Genomic DNA, 23,343 nt, shown 5'->3' with positions numbered 1-23,343 from the left:
GCGTATCAGTCACGGCCCAGCGCCTTCAGGGCGCGGCGGGTCGCCTCGGCGATCACGGCGTCGCGCTGATCGTCGGTCGCCTCGGTCGCGCCGGTGAAATAGGCGGCGACGATGACCGGCGAACCGCTCAGCGGCGTCAGCATGGCGATGTCGTTGGCCGTGCCGTTGGCGCCGGTCCCGGTCTTGTGGGCCACGGTCCAGCCTTCGGGCGCAGCGGCCTTGATCCGGTTCGGGCCGGTTGGCGAGGCCGTCAGCCAGCCGTGCAGCAGGGCGTCGTTCTCCGGCGTCAGCCGCTCGCTGAAGGCCATCTCGCGGATATTGGCCAACGTCTGCTCGGGCAGGCAGGTGTCGCGCGGGTCGTTGGGCAGGGCGGTGTTCAGGTCCGGCTCCAGGCGCGAAATCACGGTGGTGGTGTCGCCGAAGGTCGGCCACCACGAACGCCATACGGCGATTCCGCCCATTTCGCGGATCAGGATGTTGGCGGCCGGATTGTCGCTGACCTCCACCGTCGCCTGCATCAGTTCGCGGATCGTCAGCGTACGGCCCACGGCCTTTTCGGTCACAGGCGCATGGGGGACGATATCGGCGCGGGTGACGGCGACGGCGCGATCCAGGCTCTCCTCGTCGCGCTGCACCCGCTCCAGGGTGGCGGCGGCCAGAAAGGCCTTGAACGTCGAGCAGAAGGCGAACCGCTCCTGGCCGCGCCACAGCACGCGTCGGCCGCTGGCGACGTCCAGGGCCGCGACGCCGAGCCGGCCGCCGTGACGCGCTTCAAGATCGCTCAGGAAGAAGTCCGGCGCCTTTTCGGCCGGGATCTCGTCCTGTGTGCGCGGCGTGCAGGCGGCCAGGCCCAGCGCACCGGCGCCGGCGATCAGCTTTCGTCTGTCCACACCGCGCCCCATGCTCAGGCTGCGTAGCCCGAGGCGGAGACGCCCGACTGGGGCGCCGGGATGGTCGTGCCCTCGTCGGCGTATTCGTTCAGCTTGTTGCGCAGGGTGCGGATCGAGATGCCCAGGATATTGGCCGCATGGGTGCGGTTGCCCAGGCAGTGGGTCAGGGTGTCCAGGATCAGGGTCTTTTCCATCGCCGCCACCGTCTGACCGACGAAGCTGCGCGTCACCGCATCGGCCGCCTGGGCCGCCCGCGCCGCGACGCCGCCGCCGTAGGGGTTTTCCTGACCCGTCGAGGCCGCGCCCATCATGCCCGAGGCCGGGGTCAGGGGCTGACCGTCCGGCAGGCGGATGGCGTCGATGTCGATCTCCGGCCCGGTCGCCAGCAGCACCGCCCGGTGCATGGCGTTTTCCAGCTCACGGACGTTGCCGGGCCAGCGGTGGGCGCTGATGGCTTGGCGTGCGCGCGCCGAGATCGGCCGAACCGGCACGCCGTTGGCGGCGGCGTATTTCTTGATGAAATGCTCGGCCAGAACCCCGATGTCGCCCGGCCGCTCCCGCAGGGCCGGCAGGCGCAGATTGACGACGTTCAGCCGGTACAGCAGATCTTCGCGGAACGTGCCTTCCGACACGGCGCGGGCCAGGTCGCGGTTGGACGTGGCGATGATGCGGATATTGACCGACACCGGCTTGGAGCCGCCGACGCGGTCGATGACCCGTTCCTGGATCGCGCGCAGCAGCTTGGCCTGCAGCCGGGCGTCCATTTCGCTGATTTCGTCCAGCAGCAGGGTGCCGCCATCGGCCTCTTCGAACTTGCCGATCCGGCGCGCGACGGCGCCGGTGAAGGCGCCCTTCTCGTGCCCGAACAGTTCGGATTCCAGCAGATTGTCGGGAATGGCGGCGCAGTTGACGCTGATGAAGGGACGTTCCGACCGGCGCGAATTGTCGTGCATGTAGCGCGCCATCACCTCCTTGCCGACGCCGCTTTCGCCGGTGATCAGGATCGAGGCTTCCGAGCGCGCCACCTGGTCGGCCAGTTGCAACACCGCCTTCATCGACGGGTCGGCCGAGATCATCGGCTTCTCGTCGTCGGCGACAGCGGCCAGGACGGCGGCGATCAGTTCCGCGTCGGGCGGCAGGGGGATGAACTCCTTGGCCCCGGCCTTGATCGCCGCCGCAGCCTCACGCGCATCGGCGTCGACGCCGAAGGCCACCACCGGCACCGTAATCCGTTCGGCCTCGTTCGCGGCGATCAGGGCCGCGATGTCGAGCTGGTAATCGACCATCAGCAGGTCGGCGCCCTGCCCTCGTCGCAACTGCTCGGTCGCCTGATCCGCGCGCTCGACGTGGCTGACCTTGGCGCCGTGCGCCATGGCCATCTTCACCGCCGAAGCGAGCTGTCCGCTCAGTCTGCCTACCACCAGAAGACGCATTGTTCTTCTCCTCTAAACTTTCATCCGGGTCGCCGTTGTTCAGCCGCGCAGAACCTGCGCGGCGTCGCTTCAGCCCCCCGAGTCCTCGGTCTTGATGATTTCCGTCATGGTCACGCCCAGCCGGTCGTCGACGACGACGACCTCGCCACGCGCGATCAGACGGTTGTTGACGAAGATGTCGATGGCCTCGCCGACCTTGCGGTCCAGCTCCAGCACCGACCCCTTGTTCAGTTTCAGCAGCTGGGCCACCGACATGTGCGACTTGCCCAGCACGGCCGAGATGTTCACCGGCACCTCGAAGACCGTGGCCAGGTCGGCGGCGGTCTTGTCGCCATGATCATCGACCACGGCCAGGGCGGTGGAGTCCGGGAACTCCTCGAGCGAAAGATCGTCGGAGGCCATCAGAAATCACTCCGGTCAGTATTGATAGGGGGTTCGGCGTGCCCGGCCTCGGCGGCCAGGGCGGCGGTCAGAGCTTCGGCCACGCGTGTGGCCGAGCCTTCCGGATCGTGGTCGGCGCGGCCGTCGGCCCATTCCAGCTGGAAGGCCGCAACTCCCATGCCCGGCTCGTCGCGGAAGGCGACGACGCCGGTGAAACCGCTGTCGGCGCAGGCGCTCTCGATCTGGGCGCGGCCTTCGTCGTCCAGACCGGCCGCGCGCACGACCAGACGCGGCGAGGCGTCGATCTCCTGGGCCAGCGCCTCAAGGGCGGCGCGCAAGGGGGCCTGGGGGAAACGCTCCAGCGCCGCGCCGCCGATGGCCCGGGCGGCCGCCAGGGCCAGGTCGGCCGACTGTTCACGATGCGTCTGGGCCACGTTCCTCAGCGAGGGCAAGGCCGCCGCCACGCCCTGGGCGATATTGGTCAGAGCCATGGCCCGGATGTTCTCGATCTCGTTCAGCGCCTGCTGGCGCGCCTCCAGCTGCGCATGGGCGACCAGGGCGTCCACCTCGGCCGGCAGATAGCTGCGCTTGGTCGGCTTCCAGGCGCTTTCGCGCACCACCGAACCGTCGGCGTCGAACTCGGTATCGAAGGCGAAGGGAGTGCTCATGTCAGTAGATCAACTCGTCGTCGGTGCCCTGGCCGGCCAGCATGATCTCGCCGCGGGCGGCCAGATCCTTGGCCACCTGCACCATGGCCATCTGAGCGGTGTCGACGTCCTTCAGCCGGACCGGCCCCATGGATTCCATGTCTTCGCGCATGATCTTGGAGGCCCGTTCGGACATGTTGGAGAAGAACATCTCGCGCAGTGGCTCGGAGGCGCCCTTCAGGGCCAGGCCCAGGGAGTCCTTGTCCACCGCCCGCAGCAGCGTCTGCACGCCGCCGGGGTCCAGCTTGGACAGATCCTCGAACACGAACATCAGGGCGCGGATCCGTTCGGCGGATTCGCGGCTGCGTTCTTCCAGGGCGCCGATGAAGCGCGCCTCGGTTTGGCGATCGAAACTGTTGAAGATGTCGGCCATCATCTCGTGGCTGTCGCGCTTGGAGGTGCGCGCCAGGTTCGACATGAATTCGGTCCGCAGCGTCGCCTCGATCTTGTCCAGAATCTCGCGCTGCACCGGCTCCATGCGCAGCATCCGCTGCACGCATTCCAGGGCGAAATCTTCCGGCAGTGCGGTCAGCACGCGGGCGGCGTGGTCCGAACGCACCTTGGACAGGATGACGGCGACGGTCTGCGGGTATTCGTTCTTCAGATAGTTGGCGAGAACCGCCTCGTTCACATTGCCCAGCTTGTCCCACATGGTCCGGCCGGCCGGACCCCGGATTTCCTCCATCAGGCCATCGACGCGGTCCTTGGGCAGGAAGGCGGCCAGCAACCTCTGGGTCTGTTCATAACTGCCCATGACCGAGCCCGAGCCGGCCAGGCCCGAGACGAATTCGATCATCAGGGCCTCGACCGCCTCGGCGGTGACATTGCCCAGGGTGGCCATGGCCTGGGAGATCTCCTTGACCTCCTCGTCGTCCAGCCGTTCCCACAGGGCGGTGTGCTCCTCGCCCAGAGCCAGCAGGATGACGGCCGCCTTTTCAGGCCCCGTCAGCTTGTTGGGATCGTCGATCGACAGCTTCTTGGTCACGAGCTTGGCCATCAGCCTTCGGCCACCCAGTTGCGCAGGATCCCGGCGGCCTCATCCGGGTGCGCCTGGACGAAATCCGCGACCTTCTTGACCGAAGACGCCTTCACCTGACCCTCGATACGGGCGATGTCGATCTTCTGATCCATTTCGTTCGGGGCCGGCAATTGCACCAGCTGGGGCTGACCGTCGGCGCCGATGACGGTCGTCGTCACCGTGGCCACGGGCAGGCCGGCGGGGGCTGCGGCCACAGCCCCAGGCGCCGCGCCGCCCGCCGTTTTCAAAAGCGGACGCAGCACGAAGAAGATCAGCAGCAACGCCACGACGGCCAGGATGCCCAGTTCGATCAGACGCATCACGTCGGTGCGGGAGAAGTCCAGCAGCGACGACTTGCCTTCCAGACCGCCGGCGATGCCGGTGTCGTGGTTGAAGCGGACATTGATCACCTCGATCTTGTCGCCCCGCGCCTCGTCGATGCCTGCGGCGGCGGCGACCAGGGACTTGATCTGGGCGATCTCCTCGGCGGTTCTCGGCGCATAGGTCGGCTCGCCCTTGCCGTCTGCGGCCGGGGTCCACTTGCCATCGACAGCGACGGCGACGGCGAGTTTCTTGACCTCGCCCGGCTCCTTGGTCGTCGTGGTGGTGGTGTTCGAGATCTCGTAATTTGTCGTCTCGGCGTTTTCCGCACTGGTCGCGCCGGCCGGCGTGGTGGCAGGCGGCGCGCCGCCGGGGATGTTGTTGGCGGCCGTCACGCCGCCGTCGTTCTGGCCCGTGGTGTCCGAGGATTGCGAGCCATTGGCGGTGGTCGAGCGCACGACCTGACCGTCGGGATCGAACTTCTGCTCCTGGGTAGTGGAGCGGCTCTGATCGATGTCGGCCGTGACCTGGACGCGCGCGGCGCCGATGCCGACCACGCCTTCGACGATATCCTTGATCCGCGACTGCAGCTGGGCCTCGGTATTGCCCTTGGTCTCGGCGGCGGAGGCGGACGAGAAGGTTCCGTCATCGGACCCGGCCGCCAGGGTGCGGTTGTTCTGATCGGCGACGGTGACGCGGTCAGGCTTCAGGTTCGGCACGGACGAGGCCACCAGGTTGCGGATCGCCCGCACCTGGTCAGGCGTCAGATCCCGACCGCCCAGCCCGACCAGAACGGCCGCTGTGGGATCTCCGGCCGCAGCGGTGAACATCTCGCGACGCGGCATGGTGATGTGGACGCGAGCGGCGGTGATGCCGCGCATGGACATGATGGTGCGCGACAGTTCGCCCTGCAGGGCGCGCTGCTCGTTCAGCTGTTGCTGGAACTCCGTCTGGCCCAGCACCGACTGGTTGTCGAAGATTTCGTAGCCGACCGACCCAGAGGTCACGAGGCCCTTTCCTGCAATCAGCATCCGCGCGGTACCGACGTCGTCCCGGTTCACCATCACGGTCGAACCGTCGCCCTTCGAGGTGTATTTGATGCCGGCCTGTTGCAGGGCCGTGGTGATCTCGCCGGCCTCGCGCAGATCCAGATTGGAATACAGCAGGGCGTCCGGCGCCTGACCCATGCGCAGCATGACGGCCACCAGCACGGCGGTCACGCCTGCGGCGACGCCGAGGACGGCCGCCAGACGGCCGATCCCGAACTTCTGCAACGCCGCTGTAAAGCCGCCCACGCGTTCCCGCCCCAAACTCGCGGGAGACACTGACGCCCCGCTAGGCAGAAAATGCCGCCTGGATGGTAAACGTCACGTTAAGAGACGTTTACGGGGTCACCGCCGGCTCGCCGCTCGGCCATCGGGAGCGGCCGGCTTCTCCAGCTCCGGCAGCACCGCGGGCGCGCCCGACGGCAACGCCGCGTCGGGATTCCTCAGCCAGGCGGCGACGTCCCGGTAAACGATCTCGGCGTCCAGATCGCGATTCAGCAGATGCCAGCCGTTCGGATACCAGGCCGTCTTCAGGGCGCCGCCGTCAGCCAGCGCCCGCTCCAGGGCCAGACGCATCGGCCCCCGCTTCACGATCTCGTCGTGCGCGCCATACATCAGCACGGCGTCGCCCCGGATGCGGCCCAGGCTGCGCGACGCCGTCTCCATCAGATCGACCAGGCCGTAGACGGTGTCGAACCGGGTCGCGAGAATGTTCATCGGATCACGCCCGTTGCGGATCAGCTCCAGCGTATTGCTGGAGGCGTGGATGTCGCGGGTGATGAACTCGGGCGGCTCCAGCGCCACATCGCCGAGCGCGCGCGCCGCGATGTTCAGGGCCGCGCTGTTCAGCGGCCCCTGGGTCGACCACCCCCAGACCCCCGGCGCCAGCAGCACCAGCCGGTCGGCGTCCGGCGGATTGTCTGAACCGAAGGCGGCCGCCGCCACCGATCCGCCCATGCTCTCGCCCACCACGGCGATGACGGCGTCGGGATAGCGGGCGCGGGCCAGGGCCGTGACCTCGCGCAGGTCGTCGGTCATCCGCGCCTGCCCGGCCCAGACGCCCCGCCCCGGCGCGGCGCCGAAGCCACGCTGGTCATAGGCCCAGGTCTCGATCCCCTGCTCGGCCCACCACGGGCCGGCCAGACGGAAGCTGGCGTCGTGGTCGTTCATGCCGTGCAGGGCCACGATCACCGCCCAGGGCGCCCGATCGGTCGGCCCCCAGCGCAGATAGGGCAGCCGCGCCCCGTCCGACATGACCAGGGCGCGATCCTCGACGTGAGCGCCGGCGAAGTCCGGCGGCGGCGTCAGCGGCGGCTGGATGTGGGGCGCGGCGCAGGCGGACGCTCCCAAGGTCAGAGCGATGGCGGCGGCGGGGAAGGCGGCTTTCATGCGCGCATCCTTGCGGGGGGCGTCAGGATCGAACGCACCCGTTCCCGCAGATAGGGAACCACCTCGTCCTCGAACCAGGGGTTCTTCCTCAACCAGGCCGTATTGCGCCAGGACGGATGCGGCAGGGCCAGAATGTCCGGCGCATAGTCTCGCCAGGCCCGTACGGTCTCCGTCATGTTCCGCTTCGCCCGCTCGCTCAGCGCCCAGGCCTGGGCGTAGCCGCCAACCAGCAGGGTCAGCTCCATCTGCGGCAGGGCGTCCAGCAACTGCGGCCGCCACAGGTCGGCGCACCGGCTCGGCGGCGGATGGTCGCCCCCTTTCGGGGCCGTGCCCGGATAGCAGAAGGCCTGGGCCGCCACGCCGATGCGGCGGTCGGCGTAGAAGCTGTCATAGTCCACGCCCATCCAGTCGCGCAGCCGGTCGCCCGACGGGTCGTTGAACGGCAGGCCGCTTTCATGCACCCGCCGCCCCGGCGCCTGGCCGCAGATCAGCAGCCGCGTCTCGGGAAAGACCCGCACCACCGGGCGCGGCGTATGCGGCAGCACGCCCGCACAGGCGCGGCAGGCGCGGATGTCGCTCAGGACTGCATCGAGATCAGTCGTCATCATCCTCGACGACCGGCGGACGGCGGCTCAGCGCCAGGGCCGTCTCTTCCTCGGTCGGCTGGCGCAGACGCGTCACCCCTCGGAAATTGTCCGGATCGACCGGCTTGCCCTTCTTGGTGATGGTCAGCTTGCCCTGGCGCATCAGGCTCAGGGCGAGGGCGCGCACCTTGGGCAGCATGCGCTGCCACTGCTCCGGCTGTAGCTCTTTGGCCACTTCAGCCGGCTCGATGCTCTTGCCGGGCTCCAGCCCGGCGATTTTGTTCAGGATTGCGGTTTCGATCGGATCGCTCATTGCGCCTATATGCTGCACAGCGAGACCAGAAGTAAGGCCGAGTCGTCATGCCGAAGAAAATCACCGTCACCGAGGGCGAATTCGCCGGCTGGCAGACCTATGACCTCCACGACACCTTCGACGTCGTGGTGGGGCCCTTCTACGGCAAGCTCGATCCTGACGGTCACATGCGCTGCGCCTTCCGCGCCGAGCAGAAGCACATGAACGCCGGCGGGCGGATGCATGGCGGATGCCTGATGACCTTCGCCGACATCGCCATGTTCCAGATCGCCTATCAGGAGATGGAGGGCGCCTCGGGCGTCACGGTCCAGCTGGACTCCACCTTCATCGACGGCGCCTATGTCGGCGAACTGATCGAGGCGACCGGCCAGGTCACCAAGGCGGGCAAGAGCCTGATCTTCGTGCGCGGCCAGATCAACACGGGGGAACGGCTGCTGATGACCTTCTCGGGCGTGATCCGCAAGTTCACGCCGCGCGGTTGAGCCGCACGATCAGGGCCATAAGCACGGCGAAGCCGGCGGCGGGCCAGAGGGCCGCCAGTCCCAGACGGCCGAAGGTCAGGGCGCCCAGCACAGCCCCGAAGCTCAGCCCTGCCCACAGGGTCAGATAGGCCTTGTAGGCGTATCGGTCTCCGCCCTTTACAGCGCCGGCCAAGGCCTGCCCCAGCTTGACCAGGGTTCCGGTCATATAGGTCAAGCTGACCCCGACCTCTCCGTTTCTCAGGAAGACCGAGTTCTCGGCGCCCATGGCCATGACCATCAGGCCGACGGCGGCAGGCGTCAGCCCCGCGCCCGCCGCAGCGGCGGCCAGCGCCAGCAGCAAGGCCTCGAACATCAGCACCCGACTACGCGAGCGTACGTCCTCGCCGCCCGCGACCAGGGCGCCGGCGAAGGATCCCAGGACGAACAGGCCGAGTATGGCGGCCAGATGCGCCGCCGCCGGCCACTGTCCCTCGGCCACGCTGGCGGCGAACCGGGTGGAGTTTCCGCTCATGAAGGAGACGAACACGCCGCCCAGATGCAGAAAGCCCAGACTGTCCACATAGCCCGCCAACCCCGCCAGCAGCAGGGCCAGCCAACGATCCGACGGCGTCAGCAACCGCAAGGCCGTTCAGACCCCGGCCTTGGCCGCCGGTCGGTCTCGGCAGGCGTCGAACCAGCGGTGCAGGTTCTCGAACTCGGCCGGGGGGCGATAGCGAACCATCCGCGCGAAATCCAGGCCGACCACCGCGACGATGTCGGCGATGGTGAACCGGTCCAGGGCGATGAACTCCCGCTCGGCCAGATGCCGGTCCAGGGTCTTCATGAACCGCTCGGCCGACAGCCGGTTGTAGTCGGCCACCTGGGGAATCTGCACCGCCTCCAGCGCCGCCAGGGCCGGATGCGAGTGGCGCACGTTCAGCATGATCGGGTTGGACAGATAGAATTCGCACCGGCGGGTCCACATCTCGACCACCGCCTGTTCGCGCGCATCGCGACCGAACAGATTGGGTTCCGGATACAGTGCCTCCAGGTAGCGGCCGATGGCCACGGATTCCGAAATGGTCGTGCCGTCGTCCAGCTCCAGAGCCGGCAGGTGGGGCACCCCGACCTTGTCGCGATATTCCGGCTTCTTGTGATCACCCGTCAGAATGTCGATCTCGACCAGTTCGACGTCCTCGACGCCCTTCTCGGCCATGACCCAGCGGACCCGGCGCGGATTGGGCGCGCGGTGCGAGGTGTAGAGCTTCATCGGGCGCCTCCGTTCTTTTGAAAAACCTACTGCCCAAACACAGCCGCTGGCAAGGCGCCGACGACGGCCGCGCTCATCAGGGTGGCCATGAAGCCGGCGAACAGGGCCTTCCAGATCAGGCTCAGCACCTCGTGCCGGCGTTCAGGCATCAGCACCGACAGACCGGTTACGGTGATGCCGACCGAGCCGATATTGGCGAAGCCGCACAGGGCGTAGGTCATCAGCATCCGCGTCCGCTCGCTCATCGCCTCGGCCGGCAGCTTGCCCAGATTGATGAAGGCCACGAACTCGGTCAGGGTCAGTTTGACGCCCAGCAGCCAGCCGCCCAGGGCCGCCTCGCGCGCCTCGATCCCGATCAGCCAGGCGAAGGGAGTGAACAGGACGCCCAGGATCCGTTCGACCGTCAGCGGCTCGCCGAAGACGACGAAGCCGCCCAGCATGATGTTGACCAGAGCCACCAGGGCCACGAAGACGATCAGCACCGCCGAGATGTTCAGCACCACCATCAGGCCGTCCGAGGTGCCCTTGGAGATGGCGTCGATGCTGCTGTCGTACTTCAGCGCCGAGTCATAGCTGATCGACTGGATGGCTTCCTTGTCCGGCTCGGGCACGATGATCCGCGCCAGCAGCACCCCGGCCGGGGCCGAAACGATGGAGGCGACCAGGACGTGGCCGGCGGCGTTGGGCAGGGTCTGGGACAGGATGCTGGCGTAGGCGACCATGGTCGAACCGGCCACGGTCGCCAGGCCCACGGTCATCATCAGGAAGATCTCGGACCGGCTCAGCTTGTCCAGATAGGCCTTGATGACGATGGGGCTCTCGATCGTGCCCAGGAAGATGTTGGCCGCCACCGCCAGGGCCGAGGCGCCGCCCAGGCCCATGGTGCGCTGGAACAGCAGGCCGAAGCCGCGGATCAGCCACTTCAGGATCTTCCAGTGCCACAACAGGGCCGACAGGGCCGAGATCACCATGATCAGCGGCAGGACGTTGAAGGCGAAGGTGAACAGCGCCCCCTCGTTCTGAACCGCATAGGGCTGGTCCCCGCCGGCCAGATAGCCGAACACGAACCGCGTCCCCTGGGCCGTCGCAACCGCCAGCCCGTCGATGGCGCCCGTCACCGCCGCCAGCACCGTGCGCGACCCCGGAATGCCGAACAGCGCCAGCACCAGCCCGGCCTGAACCGCCACGGCGCCCAGGGCCAGCTTCCAGGGAAAGACACGGCGGTTCTCTGAAATCGCCCAGCACAGGGTGATGATGACGACCAGGCCGAACAGGCTCTGGAGGTTCAGAAGGCTGAACATGAAAGATGGATCCCTGACCGGCCCGCGCCGGCTTCATCCGCTTCAAGGACAAAGTGACGCGGCTGACAAGGGGCGTGCGCGTATCAGTCGATCTTCAGCACACGGTCCAGACTGATCGCGCCCGGTCCCCGCGCGATCAGATAGGATAGCGGTCCGGCCCAAAGCAGGTGGACAGGCCACCCGCCCGGCTCGACAAAGACCTGGATCACCAGGGTCATGAACAGCAGGCCCGCCGCCGCCGGCCGCGTCGCCAGACCCAGCACCAGCAGGATCGGCAGCAGATGTTCCGAATAGGTCGCCAGATGCGCCGCCAGGTCAGCGGGCAGCAGGGGCAGGCGGTATTCCTCGGCGAACAGGTAGCGCGTCGAGGGCGTGATCGTCAGCAGCCCCTCGACCTTGGTCCGCCCCGACAGGAAGAAGGGCGTGGCGACGCCCACGCGCAGCAACAGGGCGAGACCGGCCTCGGGTACGGCGGCGGTGATGCCTCGGTGAATATCCGCGATGCGGTTCATGATCGGTCCTTCGGGATTGAGGGTGAAGTGAAGACGCCGAGCGCGATGAGGGCGGCGAAAACAGCGGACAGATCCAGGCCGGGCGAGGCGGCCTGGGCCGCAGCCGCAGCGACGCCGAACGGCCGGCTGAGGCGGCAGGCGTCCAGAAAGACCCATTCCGCGCGACTCAACCGCCGCGCCTGCACCTCGGCGCCCGAGCGGTGCACCAGCAGGCCTTCAGCCTCGGCCCGCCATTCAAGAGACGCGTCAGGGGACGGATAGCGATGCGCGAGCCAGAGCGAGGGCGCCGTCCACTCGAACCAGAACAGCCGGACCGATGGGTGCAGAGCCGCCGTCGCCCCCGCCAGGGCGGGTCCGAGCGCGGCGGCCTCCTGCGCCTTTAACGGCGTCGCATCCTCCGCGAGATGGGCCTGGGTCCAGGCCCGGTCCAGCCGGGCGCAGGGCGCCAGATAGGTCATGTCCCGCGCCGGCTCGAAGCGGGCCAGCCAGTCGGGAAAGCCTGCGCCGTAGTCAGCCAGGACCGGCGTATCGCCCGGTTGTTCTGCGACGCAGGCGGCGGCGGCGGCGCGGAACCAGTCCTCGCCGACCATCTGCAACACGGTGGGATAATTGGCCTCCAGGGCGTCGATCCGCGCCTTGATCGTCGTGTTGCGATAGACGGACAGCGCCCCCAGCGTCCGGTCGCCCGGCTCCAGGTGCGGCCACAGGGCGTCCAGGTCGCCGGTCAACGCCCTGTCGAAAGCGGCGTGAAACCCGGTCACGCCACGGCTTCCACGGCGGTCATCGCTGCGGCGGCGCGCGCCTGTTCGGCCAGAAGGACCGGGAATTCGGGAACATCGCCGTCACGCTCCACCAGGGTCGGCCGGGGACCGATGCGCGCGATCAGACGGTCATTGAGCGCCCAGACGATCTCGGACACGGGGGCGTCGTGGCTGTCGATCAGCAGGGCCTCGCCCCAGACGGGATCGGGGCGATGGCCCGCGAGATGGATTTCGCCCACCAGCTCGCCGGGTACGGCGTCCAGCCAGGCCTCGGCGGAGAAGCCCATGTTCGAGGCGCTTACATGGACATTGTTGACGTCGATCAGCAGGCCGCAGCCGGTCCGCCGCGCGATCTCGACCAGAAACTCGACCTCGTCCCACTCATGACCGGCCAGGGCCAGATAGGCGGACGGGTTCTCGATCAGCAGCCGCCGCCCCAGGACGCGCTGCACCTCGTCGACATGGTCGCACACCAGGTTCAGCATCTCGCGGCTGCGCGGGACGGGCAGGAGATCGGGATGATAGACGCCGCCCCGCCGCGACCAGGCCAGGTGTTCGGACACCACAAAGGGCTCGAACCGGTCGATCAGGGCGCGGAAACGGGCCAGATGGTCGCGGTCCGGGCGTTCATCTCCAGCCAGGGACAGGCCTACCCCGTGCAGCGACAGCGGGCGAACGGCGCGCACCGTCTCCAGCCAGCACAGGCGGGGGCCGCCCGCGACCATGTAGTTCTCGGGATGAACCTCGAACCACAGGCCGCGCTGGGCTCCGGCCGCCGGGCAGGCCGCGGCCTCCGAATAGTGCTGGGGCTTCAGGCCCAGTCCGGCGGTCGGAGCGGCGGACATCAGCGGTTCGCGATCGGGGTCAGCGAACCGTTGCCCTTGGGCGTCTGGATCGAGGCGCAGGTGCCCTTGGCGACCAGTTTCCAGGCATTGCCCTGATAGTCGCGCACCGAGGTGCCGGCGCAGGTGGTGCCGGGCCCGGCGGCGCAGTCGTTCTGGCCGGCCTTGGCCACGCCATAGCATTTCTCCATGGCGTTTTCCTGCTGGGCCGTGGGCCGGTTCTGCGCGGCGGCGGCGTTGGCGCCCAGGGCCAGCAAGGCGCCGGCGCCGACCAGGATCTTGGCGGAGATATTCATGGGACGATTTCCTGTGTGACAGCCGTCCGGGGCGGAGCGGCCTGACAGCAGAGGTTTCGGTCCCGGCGCGGCGAAGGTTACGAGAAATATTTCGTCGTCGTCCGCCGCCGGGCGTGTAACCTTCGCCCCGTCCGGCGCGAATGGGATGCTGCGTGGTCGACAAGGAAGCCGAGCTCAAACGTCTGATGTTGCGGGGTCTCGACGGCGACCCCGCGGCCTGGCGCGCCCTGCTGACCGAAATGCGCGGCGCCCTGACCCCCTTCTTCAAACGTCGCCTGACCGGCTGCGAAGCCGATGCGGAGGATCTCGTGCAGGACTGCCTGATCGCCATTCACGCCAAGCGCGCGACCTATGACCGGTCGCTGCCCTTCACGGCCTGGGCCTATGCGATCGCGCGTTACAAGCTGATCGATCATTTCCGCCGCCAGGGCCGCCGTCACGACGTGCCGCTGGAGGAGGCGTCGGTCCTGCTGGCAGATCACACGGTCGAGGACGGCGTCGTCCGCCGGGATCTGAAGAAGGTCCTGTCCATCCTGCCGCTGCGCCAGCGCCGCCTCATCGAGGATGTGCGGATCGGCGGGTTCAGCCTGGCCGAAGCGGCTCAGCGCAACGGCTTTACCGAGGGCGCAGCCAAGGTCAGCGTCCACCGCTCCATGAAGACGCTGGTCGCCAGCGTGAACCCAAATGAAGACTGAAGACCTGATCGACGCCCTGGCCGCCGGTATAGAGCCCGTGCGCCCCGCCCGACTGGACCCGGCGCTGCTGGCCTGGGCCGGCGGCGCGGCTGCGGTGGCGGTCATCTTGTTGCTGGGGGCGCGGTCCGACCTGACCCAGGCGCTGCAGGCGCCCACGCCTTGGTTGAAGGCGATCTATACGGCCGCCCTGGCCCAGACGGCGATCTGGCTGGCGACGCGGCTGGGACGGCCCGGCCTGGACCCGCGGCCGGCCCTGTTCGCCCTGCTGGCTGTGGTCGGGATCGCCGTGGCTTGGGGCGGGATCGAGACGGTTCTAACGCCGCCGGGCCAACGGATGGCCGGCTGGCTGGGCCAGACCTGGGACATCTGCGGCCGCAACATCGTGCTGGTCTCGGCCTTCGCCGCGCCGCTGGTCTTCCTGTCGGCGCGACGGCTGGCGCCGACACGGCCGACGACGGCCGGTCTGGCGCTGGGTCTGGCGACGGGCGGCATCGCCGCCACCGCCTATGGTCTGCTGCACTGTGGCGAGGCGACCGCCGCCTTCGTCGCCACCTGGTATACGCTGGGGGTCGCGGCCGCCGGCCTGATCGGCGCCGCCGTCGGCCGCTTCGCCCTGCGTTGGTGACGCCGCCTCAGGCCTGGCGGCGCACCAGCCGGCCGTAGGTCTCCATCAGGTCCAGCGACAGGGCGCCCGGCGTGAAGCGATAGTCGCCCACCTCGGCCACCGGCGTCACCTCGACGGCGGTGCCGGTCAGGAAGCACTCCGAGAAGTCCGACAGTTCTTCCGGCAGGATGTCGCGCACCACGACCTCGATCCCCTTGGCCTGGGCGATCTCGATCACCGTCTGGCGGGTGATGCCGTCCAGGATGTGCTCGACCTTGGGCGTGTGCAGCACGCCGTCCTTGACGAAGAAGACGTTGGCGCCGGTGGCTTCGGCCACATAGCCGCGCCAGTCCAGCATCAGGGCGTCGGCGAAGCCGTTCCGCTCGGCCGTATTCTTGGACATGGTGCAGATCATGTACAGGCCGGCCGCCTTGGCGGTCGTCGGCGCCGTCCTCGGATCGGGGCGGCGCCACTTGGACCATTCCAGACGCAGGCCTCGCGCCTTGACCTCGGGGTCGAAATAGCTGGGCCAGTCCCAGACGGCCACCGCCAGATGGACCTTGTTGTTCAGGGCCGAAACACTGGTCTGTTCCGGGCCGAGATAGGCGACCGGGCGCACGTAGCAGTCCTGCAAGCCGTTTTTGGCGCAGGTTTCGTTACAGATGGCGTCGATTTCAGCGACGCTGTAAGGTATCTCGAAATCGAGCAGGTTCGCGGACCGCTTCAGGCGCTCCGAATGCGGCGTCAGCTTGAAGATTTCGCCGCCGTACATACGCTCACCCTCGAATACCGACGAGCCATAGTGGAGGGCATGGGTCAGAATATGCGTCTTCGTTTCCCGCCAGGGCACGAAATCGCCGTCAAACCAGATCCATCCATCACGATCGTCGAAAGGAACGAAGGCCATTGAAACACGTCTCCTGCAGAAGTCTGTCTGTTAGAGCTCCCCGAATCGCTCAGGTCAACGGCCGGGATCGGGAGAATCGCGGATGAGCATGGCCGAAACGCGCGCATATGGCCGCTCGGGTCCCATCGCCGGGCCGGGCGTGGGTCGCCATCTGCTGATCGTCGACGACGACGACCGCATCCGCGAACTGCTGAAGGAGTATCTGTCGCGCGAGGGTTACCGCGTCACCGGCGCCGCCCACGCGGCGGCGGCCAAGCGGATGATGGAGCTGATCGAGTTCGACCTGGTCGTGCTGGACGTCATGATGCCGGGCGAAAGCGGCCTGGACCTGACCTCCTGGGTTCGCGCCAAGGCCGAGACCTCGAAGACGCCGGTCCTGCTGCTGACCGCGCGCGGCGATCCCGAGGATCGGATCGAGGGGCTGTCGCGGGGCGCCGACGACTATATGTCCAAGCCGTTCGAACCGCGCGAACTCGTGCTGCGGATCGAGGCCATCCTGCGCCGCACGGGCGGCAAGCCCATCGGCCCACGCGAGATCAAGCTGGGCACGGCCGTGTTCGACATGGAGCGGCTGGAGCTGATCCGCGACGGCGCGCCCCAACGCCTGACCGAGGCCGAGGCCCAGTTGCTGAAGACCCTGGCGCTTCACGCCCACGCCCCGGTCGAACGCATGAGCCTGTCGCCCGACACGGCCGACATCACCGGCCGAGCCGTCGATGTTCAGGTCACCCGCTTGCGGCGCAAGCTGGAAGCCGACCCCAAGAATCCGCGCTATCTCCAGACCGTGCGCGGCGTGGGCTATATGCTCGCGCCCGACTGAGCCGGCGACGAACACCATGCGGCTGCTGCCCGCCTATCTGTGGCCGCGCTTTCTGAAGCGGCGCCTGCCGACCTCGCTCTGGGGGCGGTCGCTGCTGATCATCGTCCTGCCGGTGCTGGTCATGCAGGTGGTGGTGACCTGGATCTTCTTCGACGCCCACTGGCAGACCGTGACGGCGCGCCTGTCCGAGGGCCTGGCCGGCGATATCGCCTGGGCCGTTGAGAGCTATGAGGACGACCCCAGCCAACGCAATCTGGAGCGACTGGCCGATCGGGCCGAGCGATCCATGTCCCTGTCGATCGCGCTGCAGGAGGGCCGGACCCTGCCGACGGAACAGAGGCGCGGCCCCATCGGGGTGGTGGACCGCGTGCTGGACAAGGCGCTGGCGGCCCGACTGGACCGCCCCTACTGGTTCGACACCACCCGCTACCCCGCCTATGTCGACATCCAGGTGCAGGAGCCGCAGGGCGTGCTGCGCATCATCGCCCCGCGCGAGCGCGCCGTGGCCACCCAGGCCCACATCTTCGTGCTGTGGCTGACCATCGCCACCGTCCTGCTGATGGGGGTGGCGATCCTGTTCATCCGCAATCAGGTCCGCGCCATCGAACGCCTGGCCGACGCCGCCGAGGCCTTCGGCCGGGGCGAGACAGTGCCCCGGTTCAAGCCGCACGGCGCCCGCGAGGTTCGCGCCGCCGCCGTGGCCTTCCTGGCCATGCGCGACCGGATCCAGCGCCACATCGACCAGCGCACCGCCCTGCTCGCCTCGGTCAGCCACGACCTGCGCACCCCCCTGACCCGGCTCCGGCTGGAACTGGCCCTGGCCCCGCCGTTCAAGCGTCAGGCCGCCATGCGCGGCGACCTGGACGAGATGGAGCATATGATCGACGAATATCTGGACTTCGCCCGCGGCGAGGCCGGCGAACCGCCCCAACCGGTGTCGATCCTCGACCTGCTGAAGGCGGCGGGCGAAGACGCCAGGCGCGCCGGGGCCGAGGTCGAACTTTCGGTCGCCCAGGGCCTGACCGCCTCGCTTCGCCCGCTCGCCTTCAAGCGCGCCCTAGTCAACCTGGCCGGCAACGCCGCCTCTCACGGCGAGCATGTGCGTCTGTCGGCGCGGTCGCTGGCCTCGGGCGGGCTGGAGATCGCCGTCGAGGACGACGGCCCCGGCATTCCCGAAGATCTGTATGACGAGGCCTTCCGCCCCTTCTCCCGTCTGGACGAGTCCCGCAACCAGAACCGCAAGGGCGTCGGCCTGGGCCTGGCCATCGCCCGCGACGTGGCGCGCGGCCACGGCGGCGACGTCACCCTGGAGCGCAGCGACCTGGGCGGGCTGAAGGCGATCATCCGCGTGCCGGGCCAGGCGACCGTCGTTCCCGCCGCCTGACGGCGTATTTTTTGGACCAGGGCGCTGAAACGGGCGGTCGGAGCGAGATTTGGATGTCCGGCGTCTAGCGGAACCGTGCAGGAAGGATCATCTTCATGCCGACAGGGCATGGAGACAAAACACGATGCGTAAACTCGCCTTCTTCGCCCCTCTGGCCGCGGCGCTCGCCGTCGCCGCCATGGCCCAGGCGCAAACCCCCACAGTCAACGTCACCGTCGGCCCCGAACTGCAACGTCAGATCGAGAAACTCGGCGAACGTGAAGTCAACGAACAGATCGACGAATTGAAGGCTGAAGTCGGTCAGGCGCTGGAGCACCGCTATCCCGGCGCCACCGCCAATCTGGTCCTGGTCGACCTGAAGCCGAACCGCCCCACCTTCGAACAGATCCGCCAGACGCCGGGCCTGGACCCGATCCGCAGCGTGTCCATCGGCGGCGCGGCGATCAAGGGCGAGATCGTCACTGCCAACGGCCAGTCCCGGCCAGTGGACTTCTCCTACTTCTCGCCGAACATCCGCGACGTCTGGGGCTACGGCGTCTGGCATGACGCGGACCGCGCCTTCGGACGTCTGGGCGACCAGATCGAACAGGGCCGCTTCTGATCCCGCAGGCCTCTCTCCCGTTTCGCGACGGAAGAGAGGCGCCGGGTTTCAGCCCATCTCGCGGTTTCGCCGCACGGCCGCCGCGACCGTCTCGTCCAGCATCCGCGTCAGGCGGCCGTCCTTCGCCAGGGCGTCCAGCCCGGCGCGGGTCGAGCCGCCGGGCGAGGCGATGCGGCCGATCAGGGCCTCCAGATCATCGTCGCCCATCGAATCCGCCGCCGACCGCAGGGTCGCTCGCGCCAGGACGTCGGCGGTCGCCGCGTCCAGGCCGCTGGCCTGACCCGCTCGGGCCAGGGCTTCGGTAAAGGCGTAGAAATAGGCCGCGCCCGATCCGGCCACCGCCGTGGCCGCATCCATCAGGGCCTCGTCCGCCAGAACGACCGTCTCAGCCATCGGCTCGAACAAGGCCCGTCCCAGGGCCTGGGCGCGATCATCCGCCGACCAGATCGAGGCCACGCCGCGCCCGCGCGACACCCCGGTCGTCGGCATGACGCGCACGATGGGCCAGCCGCCGATCCCCTCGGCCAGGGTGGGCGCCGTCACTCCCGCCATGACCGACAGGATCACGGCCTGGTCGTTCAGGAAGGGCGCCAGGGGCGTCACCACCTCGCGCCAGATCGCCGGCTTGACCGCCAGCACGATCACACCCGCCTCGGTCAGGGCCTCAAGCGGCGGATTGATCCGCGCGCCCTTGGCCCGCGCCGCTTCGGCGGCGGGTTTTTCCGACGGACTGAGAATGATGAGATCGGCCGGCGCGACCGTCTCCGTCAGCAGCCAGCCTTCCAGAATGGCCGAGCCCAGCCGGCCGCAGCCGACCAGGACGACAGGTCCCCCGGACCGGACGGACCCCGCCATCAGGCGTTGCCGACGGTCTCGAACAGGCAGGCGTCGATGGCCTCCTGCGGTTTCTTGTTCCCGCGCACCATGAAGTCGAACGCGGGGTAATAGCGATCCGCCGCCTCAATGGCCGCATCGATCATCGAGGCCGCCTGGGCCAGGGTCGGGCGCTCGCCCATCGGCAAGGCCAGCGAATGACGGAAGACGATCTCCCCGTCCTCGGCCCAGACCTCGAAATGCCCCATCCAGGTGCGTTGGTTGATCAGGCCGACCAGTTCATAGGCGGCCGTCTTGCGGCTCTTGGCCACACGCAGATCCAGGGCGCAGCACAGCTGAAGACAATCCCCCTCAGGCCGCCAGGCGAACCACAGCTCGTAATCCTTCCAGTCCCCTGCCAGGGCGAAGGCCAGGTCGCCGTCGTCGGTGCGGTCGAACGGGAGGTTCTCGGCCGTGAGGACATGCTCGACGACCTCAAGCGGGTCGAAGGGCGTGTCCATTTCCTCGGGCCGGGCGATGTCCATCAAGTCTCTCGATTCGCGCTGCGTCCGCGAGAATCGCGGCCGTTAACAGAGTGGTAAGCCTGTTCGCGGATTCGGCTCAACCGGCTGCGTCCCCGGGTTGAGTTCCATCTGTGGACGTTCCCGTCGCGAGCTTGCCGGAAGCCTTGGCGGCGGGCTTGCTGGCAGGTTTCTGGGCCGCCTTCAGTTCGGCGATCTCGGCCCGCAGGGCGGCGATCTCGTCCTTCAGCACATCGAATTCGTCGCGGCGGACCAGGTCCATCTCGGCGACGATCCGGTCGGTCTGGGCGCGCCAGGCGGTCTTGGCCTCTTCTCCCGCCGCCTGGGCCAGGCCCATGGCGCCGGTGGTCAGTTTGGCGAACTCGTCCAGGATGGGATTGCGGGTCTGCATGGCGGTCTCCGACTTCAACGTCGTTAACGAAGCTTCACCGACTATGGTGAATGAAACCTTTCTTTCTGCTGCTTCGCGGACGCCATCAAGGCGTCGTGATCTTTCTTCACAGGCGACGCAGCCGGCGACGCTTGCTAAACCGCCCTTCTGAGACAGGCTTGCACAGGAACGCCCCTTGCCCTTTCCCGAATTCGATCCGGTCCTGATCCATCTCGGACCGCTTCCGATCCGCTGGTACGCCCTGGCCTATGTCGCCGGCATCGTCCTGGGCTGGTGGTACGCCGCCCGTCTGGTCAAGACCGAACGCCTGTGGGCGCCGGGCAAGCCGCCGATCAACACCACCCAGCTGGACGACCTGGTCCTGTGGATCGTGCTGGGCATCATCCTGGGCGGCCGCCTGGGCTACGCCCTGTTCTACAAGCCGATCATGTACGTCCAGCTGTTCACGGGTCAGACCCTGGGCGAGCGGTTCGAACTGTTCCAGCTCTGGACCGGCGGCATGAGCTTCCACGGCGGCTTCCTGGGCGTCTGCTTGGCCATCTTCCTCTACGCCCGCGCCCAGAAGATCGACATGCTGCGCCTCGGCGACGTCATCGCCCCGGTCGTGCCCATAGGCCTGATGTTCGGCCGCCTGGCCAACTTCATCAACGGCGAGCTGTGGGGTCGCGAGACGACCGTTCCCTGGGCCGTCCGCTTCTGCAACGCCCGTATCCAGCAGATGTACGGCTTCTGCCCCGCCGGCGACGCGCCTCGCCACCCCAGCCAGTTTTATGAGGCGGGACTGGAGGGGATCGTGCTTCTGTCCATCCTGTCGCTGGGCATCTGGAAGTTCGATCTGCTGAAGAAGCCGGGCTATATCACCGGCCTGTTCCTGGTCGGCTACGGCGTCTGCCGCGCCGCGCTGGAGAATGTGCGCGAGCCCGACTTCGGCATGCCCGACTTCCCGCTGGGCCTGACCATGGGAATGATGCTGTCCATCCCGATGATCCTGGTCGGCGGCTGGTTGATCTGGCGCGCCTGGAACCGGCCGCCCGTCCAGGCATGAGCGACGCCGAAACCCTGAAAACCCGTCTGGCGCGCGAGATCGCTCTGACGGGGCCGATGACGGTCGCCGACTATGTCACCCGCTGCCTGCATGATCCCAAGGGCGGCTATTACGCCTCGCGCCCTGCTCTGGGGGAAGGCGGCGACTTCATCACCGCGCCCCTGGTCAGCCAGATGTTCGGCGAACTGATCGGCCTGTGGGCGGTCGAGACCTGGAACCGGCTGGGCGCGCCCGAACGGTTCCGCCTGGTCGAGGTCGGCCCCGGCGACGGAACCCTGATGAGCGACGCCTTGCGCGCCGCCCGCCTGGTCCCCGGCTTCCTCGAAGCCTGCGACCTGATCCTGATCGAGCCCAGCGCTCCGTTGCGGGACCTTCAGGCCAAGGCCCTGGCCGGCGCCGACCTGTCGCCGCGCTGGGTGCGCGACCTGACGCGGATCGAGACCGACGCCCCGGTCATCCTGATCGCCAACGAGGTTCTGGACTGTCTGCCCGCACGCCAGTTCGTCCGCACCGATGGCGGCTGGGCCGAGCGCCGCATCGGCGTCACAGACGACAATGACCTGATCTTCGGCCTGACCGCGATTTCGGGCGGGTTCGAAAAACCCGCCTTCGACATCGAGCCCGGCGAGGTGTTCGAGATTTCGGAACAGCAGGCGATCTTTGGCCGCGACCTGGCCGGGCTGCTGAAGGCCGCCTCGGGCGCCGCCCTGCTCATCGACTACGGCCGCGCCCGGCCCGAGGCCGGCGACACCCTCCAGGCCCTGCGCCGCCACCAGAAGGTCGATCCGCTGGACAGCCCCGGCGAGGCCGACCTGACCCAGTGGGCCGACTTTCCGCGCGTGCTGGAAGCCGCCGTCCGCGCCGGCGCCGATGTCACCGGTTGCCTGACCCAGGGCGAGTTCCTGAGACGGCTGGGGATCGAAGCGCGCGCTGAACGGTTGAAGGCGGGACGGCCCGACGCCGCCCCCGTGATCGACCGCCAACTGCATCGCCTGACCGCCGAGGACCAGATGGGAAGCCTGTTCAAGGCCGCCGCGATCTTCTCCCCCCGCGCGCTGATCGTGCCGGGGTGGGACCTGTGAGCGACCTGGCCCCCATCACCCATCCGCTGCTGACCGCCGCCGGGTTCGACCACGGCTTCTTCACCCGCGCCGGCGGCGTCTCCACCGGCGTCTATGAAGGCCTGAACGCCGGCGTCGGTTCGAAGGATGATCCCGCATCCGTGGCCGAGAACCGCCGTCGCGTCGCCGCCCATTTCGGCGCCGACGTCGATCATCTGAACGGCTGCTACCAGATCCATTCCGCCGTCGCCCGCGTCGCCGACGGTCCCTGGCAGGGCGACCGGCCCGAGGGCGACGCCGTCGTCACCGCGGAACCCGACCTGTTGTGCTCGGTCCTGACCGCCGACTGCGCGCCGATTCTGCTGGCCGATCCCGAGACGCGGATCGTCGCCGCCGTCCACGCCGGCTGGAAGGGCGCCCTGGGCGGAGTGGTCCATTCCGCTGTCGCGGCCATGCAGGCCCTGGGCGCCGATCCCCGTCACATCCGCGCCGTCGTCGGCCCCTGCATCGCCCCCGCCAGCTATGAGGTCGGCCTCGACTTCCAGGACCGTTTCGCCCACCACGACCCGGGCAGCGAGCGCTTCTTCCATCCGGGCGAGACCGACGACAAACGCCGGTTCGACCTGCCCGGCTTCGTCCTGTGGCGCCTGCAACAGGCCGGCGTCGGCCAGGCCGTCTGGACCGGCCACGACACCTGCGCCGACGCGGCGCGCTTCTACTCCAACCGCCGGGCGTTCCAGCAGGGCGAACCGGACTTCGGCCGATTGATCAGCGTGATCGGGGTTTAGGCGCGCGCACGATAATTCTCCCTCCCCGTCCGGGGAGGGGCGTCGCGCAGCGACGGGGTGGGGGCGGCCCGGCAGGGACGCACTATTTCCGAAAAGATAAATCAGTGGACCGGCGCCCTGCCCGTCCCACCCGGCTTCGGCTGCGCCTTCGCCCCCCTCCCCCGCTG

At 68.2% G+C, this 23,343-nt stretch carries 29 protein-coding genes; 9 read left to right on the top strand and 20 right to left on the bottom strand.

Translation table 11 applies throughout. The features are described 5' to 3' along the window. Nucleotides 1-5 precede the first annotated feature (5 nt). From bla to GYM46_RS11850, 9 genes are all read right to left on the bottom strand, one after another. Nucleotides 6-890, bottom strand: a complete 885-nt coding sequence (bla, locus tag GYM46_RS11890) for a class A beta-lactamase (RefSeq protein ID WP_008260492.1) — start codon at nucleotides 888-890, stop codon at nucleotides 6-8. Between the two features lie 14 nt (nucleotides 891-904). After that, on the bottom strand, nucleotides 905-2,323 hold the full coding sequence (flbD, locus tag GYM46_RS11885) for a sigma-54-dependent transcriptional regulator FlbD (protein ID WP_008260706.1): 1,419 nt from the start codon (nucleotides 2,321-2,323) through the stop codon (nucleotides 905-907). 69 nt (nucleotides 2,324-2,392) lie between these two features. Further along, a complete protein-coding gene (gene fliN / locus GYM46_RS11880; protein WP_008258919.1) occupies nucleotides 2,393-2,725 on the bottom strand; it encodes a flagellar motor switch protein FliN in 333 nt (110 codons plus the stop codon). Continuing rightward, the gene (locus GYM46_RS11875) at nucleotides 2,725-3,372 is read right to left on the bottom strand and encodes a hypothetical protein (protein ID WP_008263439.1); all 648 of its coding nucleotides are present in this window, start codon (nucleotides 3,370-3,372) and stop codon (nucleotides 2,725-2,727) included. Before GYM46_RS11875 ends, fliN begins: the two co-directional genes overlap by 1 nt. A 1-nt stretch (nucleotide 3,373) precedes the next feature. After that, a complete protein-coding gene (gene fliG, locus GYM46_RS11870; protein ID WP_008262778.1) occupies nucleotides 3,374-4,408 on the bottom strand; it encodes a flagellar motor switch protein FliG in 1,035 nt (344 codons plus the stop codon). Continuing rightward, complete coding sequence (gene fliF, locus GYM46_RS11865; protein ID WP_008259645.1) at nucleotides 4,408-6,045, bottom strand: flagellar basal-body MS-ring/collar protein FliF; 1,638 nt, start codon at nucleotides 6,043-6,045, stop codon at nucleotides 4,408-4,410. The genes fliG and fliF overlap by 1 nt, the downstream gene beginning before the upstream one ends. A gap of 96 nt (nucleotides 6,046-6,141) precedes the next feature. After that, on the bottom strand, nucleotides 6,142-7,185 hold the full coding sequence (locus GYM46_RS11860; RefSeq protein ID WP_008264358.1) for an alpha/beta fold hydrolase: 1,044 nt from the start codon (nucleotides 7,183-7,185) through the stop codon (nucleotides 6,142-6,144). Then, nucleotides 7,182-7,790: a uracil-DNA glycosylase family protein gene (locus GYM46_RS11855; RefSeq protein ID WP_008262127.1), complete on the bottom strand. Its 609-nt coding sequence runs from the start codon at nucleotides 7,788-7,790 to the stop codon at nucleotides 7,182-7,184. Before GYM46_RS11855 ends, GYM46_RS11860 begins: the two co-directional genes overlap by 4 nt. Further along, entirely contained in the window at nucleotides 7,780-8,082 is a 303-nt protein-coding gene (locus GYM46_RS11850) for a DUF3253 domain-containing protein (protein WP_035305639.1), read from the bottom strand. The genes GYM46_RS11855 and GYM46_RS11850 overlap by 11 nt, the downstream gene beginning before the upstream one ends. Nucleotides 8,083-8,129: 47 nt before the next feature. Between GYM46_RS11850 and GYM46_RS11845 the strand changes: the two genes are divergently transcribed. After that, nucleotides 8,130-8,564: a PaaI family thioesterase gene (locus GYM46_RS11845; protein ID WP_008262173.1), complete on the top strand. Its 435-nt coding sequence runs from the start codon at nucleotides 8,130-8,132 to the stop codon at nucleotides 8,562-8,564. Here the strand turns inward: GYM46_RS11845 and GYM46_RS11840 are convergent. The 7 genes from GYM46_RS11840 to GYM46_RS11810 all read right to left on the bottom strand — a co-directional run bounded on the left by GYM46_RS11840 (nucleotide 8,548) and on the right by GYM46_RS11810 (nucleotide 13,525). Continuing rightward, nucleotides 8,548-9,186, bottom strand: coding sequence for a YoaK family protein (locus tag GYM46_RS11840; protein ID WP_040349723.1), 639 nt, complete (start codon nucleotides 9,184-9,186; stop codon nucleotides 8,548-8,550). The two genes, GYM46_RS11845 and GYM46_RS11840, sit on opposite strands and share 17 nt — an antisense overlap. Nucleotides 9,187-9,192: 6 nt before the next feature. Beyond that, on the bottom strand, nucleotides 9,193-9,813 hold the full coding sequence (locus GYM46_RS11835) for a glutathione S-transferase family protein (RefSeq protein WP_008258672.1): 621 nt from the start codon (nucleotides 9,811-9,813) through the stop codon (nucleotides 9,193-9,195). A 26-nt stretch (nucleotides 9,814-9,839) separates the two neighbouring features. Further along, entirely contained in the window at nucleotides 9,840-11,114 is a 1,275-nt protein-coding gene (locus GYM46_RS11830) for a NupC/NupG family nucleoside CNT transporter (protein WP_008261852.1), read from the bottom strand. A gap of 83 nt (nucleotides 11,115-11,197) precedes the next feature. Next, nucleotides 11,198-11,626, bottom strand: a complete 429-nt coding sequence (locus GYM46_RS11825) for a DoxX family protein (protein ID WP_008261438.1) — start codon at nucleotides 11,624-11,626, stop codon at nucleotides 11,198-11,200. Next, the gene (locus tag GYM46_RS11820; RefSeq protein ID WP_008259636.1) at nucleotides 11,623-12,387 is read right to left on the bottom strand and encodes an HvfC/BufC N-terminal domain-containing protein; all 765 of its coding nucleotides are present in this window, start codon (nucleotides 12,385-12,387) and stop codon (nucleotides 11,623-11,625) included. Before GYM46_RS11820 ends, GYM46_RS11825 begins: the two co-directional genes overlap by 4 nt. After that, on the bottom strand, nucleotides 12,384-13,232 hold the full coding sequence (gene bufB / locus GYM46_RS11815) for an MNIO family bufferin maturase (protein WP_008260307.1): 849 nt from the start codon (nucleotides 13,230-13,232) through the stop codon (nucleotides 12,384-12,386). Before bufB ends, GYM46_RS11820 begins: the two co-directional genes overlap by 4 nt. Next, nucleotides 13,232-13,525 (bottom strand): BufA1 family periplasmic bufferin-type metallophore, encoded by a 294-nt coding sequence (locus GYM46_RS11810; protein WP_008261434.1) that lies wholly within the window; start codon nucleotides 13,523-13,525, stop codon nucleotides 13,232-13,234. The genes bufB and GYM46_RS11810 overlap by 1 nt, the downstream gene beginning before the upstream one ends. 152 nt (nucleotides 13,526-13,677) lie before the next feature. Here GYM46_RS11810 and GYM46_RS11805 point away from each other — a divergent pair, with 152 nt between their 5' ends. Next, the gene (locus GYM46_RS11805) at nucleotides 13,678-14,220 is read left to right on the top strand and encodes a sigma-70 family RNA polymerase sigma factor (RefSeq protein ID WP_008262768.1); all 543 of its coding nucleotides are present in this window, start codon (nucleotides 13,678-13,680) and stop codon (nucleotides 14,218-14,220) included. Then, a complete protein-coding gene (locus GYM46_RS11800) occupies nucleotides 14,210-14,845 on the top strand; it encodes an NrsF family protein (RefSeq protein ID WP_008261328.1) in 636 nt (211 codons plus the stop codon). The genes GYM46_RS11805 and GYM46_RS11800 overlap by 11 nt, the downstream gene beginning before the upstream one ends. Nucleotides 14,846-14,852: 7 nt before the next feature. Here the strand turns inward: GYM46_RS11800 and GYM46_RS11795 are convergent, their stop codons facing one another. Next, nucleotides 14,853-15,731, bottom strand: a complete 879-nt coding sequence (locus tag GYM46_RS11795; RefSeq protein ID WP_008262906.1) for a branched-chain amino acid aminotransferase — start codon at nucleotides 15,729-15,731, stop codon at nucleotides 14,853-14,855. Between the two features lie 88 nt (nucleotides 15,732-15,819). Between GYM46_RS11795 and GYM46_RS11790 the strand changes: the two genes are divergently transcribed. The 3 genes from GYM46_RS11790 (at nucleotide 15,820) to GYM46_RS11780 (ending at nucleotide 18,536) form a co-directional block, all read left to right on the top strand. Then, on the top strand, nucleotides 15,820-16,551 hold the full coding sequence (locus GYM46_RS11790) for a response regulator (protein WP_369733943.1): 732 nt from the start codon (nucleotides 15,820-15,822) through the stop codon (nucleotides 16,549-16,551). 16 nt (nucleotides 16,552-16,567) lie between these two features. Further along, nucleotides 16,568-17,935, top strand: coding sequence for an ATP-binding protein (locus GYM46_RS11785; RefSeq protein WP_008264280.1), 1,368 nt, complete (start codon nucleotides 16,568-16,570; stop codon nucleotides 17,933-17,935). Nucleotides 17,936-18,059: 124 nt separating this feature from the next. Further along, nucleotides 18,060-18,536 (top strand): hypothetical protein, encoded by a 477-nt coding sequence (locus tag GYM46_RS11780; protein ID WP_008260251.1) that lies wholly within the window; start codon nucleotides 18,060-18,062, stop codon nucleotides 18,534-18,536. A gap of 48 nt (nucleotides 18,537-18,584) precedes the next feature. Here GYM46_RS11780 and GYM46_RS11775 read toward each other — a convergent pair whose 3' ends face one another. The 3 genes from GYM46_RS11775 to GYM46_RS11765 all read right to left on the bottom strand — a co-directional run bounded on the left by GYM46_RS11775 (nucleotide 18,585) and on the right by GYM46_RS11765 (nucleotide 20,282). Beyond that, complete coding sequence (locus tag GYM46_RS11775; protein ID WP_008260415.1) at nucleotides 18,585-19,391, bottom strand: pyrroline-5-carboxylate reductase family protein; 807 nt, start codon at nucleotides 19,389-19,391, stop codon at nucleotides 18,585-18,587. After that, the gene (locus tag GYM46_RS11770) at nucleotides 19,391-19,894 is read right to left on the bottom strand and encodes a YbjN domain-containing protein (protein WP_008260608.1); all 504 of its coding nucleotides are present in this window, start codon (nucleotides 19,892-19,894) and stop codon (nucleotides 19,391-19,393) included. The genes GYM46_RS11775 and GYM46_RS11770 overlap by 1 nt, the downstream gene beginning before the upstream one ends. A gap of 76 nt (nucleotides 19,895-19,970) precedes the next feature. Continuing rightward, the gene (locus GYM46_RS11765) at nucleotides 19,971-20,282 is read right to left on the bottom strand and encodes an accessory factor UbiK family protein (RefSeq protein WP_008262205.1); all 312 of its coding nucleotides are present in this window, start codon (nucleotides 20,280-20,282) and stop codon (nucleotides 19,971-19,973) included. Between the two features lie 175 nt (nucleotides 20,283-20,457). Between GYM46_RS11765 and lgt the strand changes: the two genes are divergently transcribed. Genes lgt through pgeF form a run of 3 tightly spaced genes read left to right on the top strand, consistent with a single transcriptional unit; the run spans nucleotide 20,458 to nucleotide 23,176 of the window. Beyond that, entirely contained in the window at nucleotides 20,458-21,327 is an 870-nt protein-coding gene (gene lgt, locus GYM46_RS11760; RefSeq protein WP_008259759.1) for a prolipoprotein diacylglyceryl transferase, read from the top strand. Continuing rightward, nucleotides 21,324-22,409 carry a class I SAM-dependent methyltransferase gene (locus GYM46_RS11755; RefSeq protein ID WP_008262785.1) on the top strand — a complete coding sequence of 362 codons (1,086 nt, stop codon included), beginning with the start codon at nucleotides 21,324-21,326 and terminating at the stop codon, nucleotides 22,407-22,409. The genes lgt and GYM46_RS11755 overlap by 4 nt, the downstream gene beginning before the upstream one ends. Further along, on the top strand, nucleotides 22,406-23,176 hold the full coding sequence (gene pgeF / locus GYM46_RS11750) for a peptidoglycan editing factor PgeF (protein WP_008262105.1): 771 nt from the start codon (nucleotides 22,406-22,408) through the stop codon (nucleotides 23,174-23,176). The genes GYM46_RS11755 and pgeF overlap by 4 nt, the downstream gene beginning before the upstream one ends. Nucleotides 23,177-23,343 lie beyond the last annotated feature (167 nt).

It is taken from the genome of Brevundimonas mediterranea (assembly GCF_011064825.1).
In the GTDB taxonomy this organism is placed as follows: Bacteria; Pseudomonadota; Alphaproteobacteria; order Caulobacterales; family Caulobacteraceae; genus Brevundimonas; species Brevundimonas mediterranea_A.
This window is presented reverse-complemented; position numbering and strand designations above follow the sequence as displayed.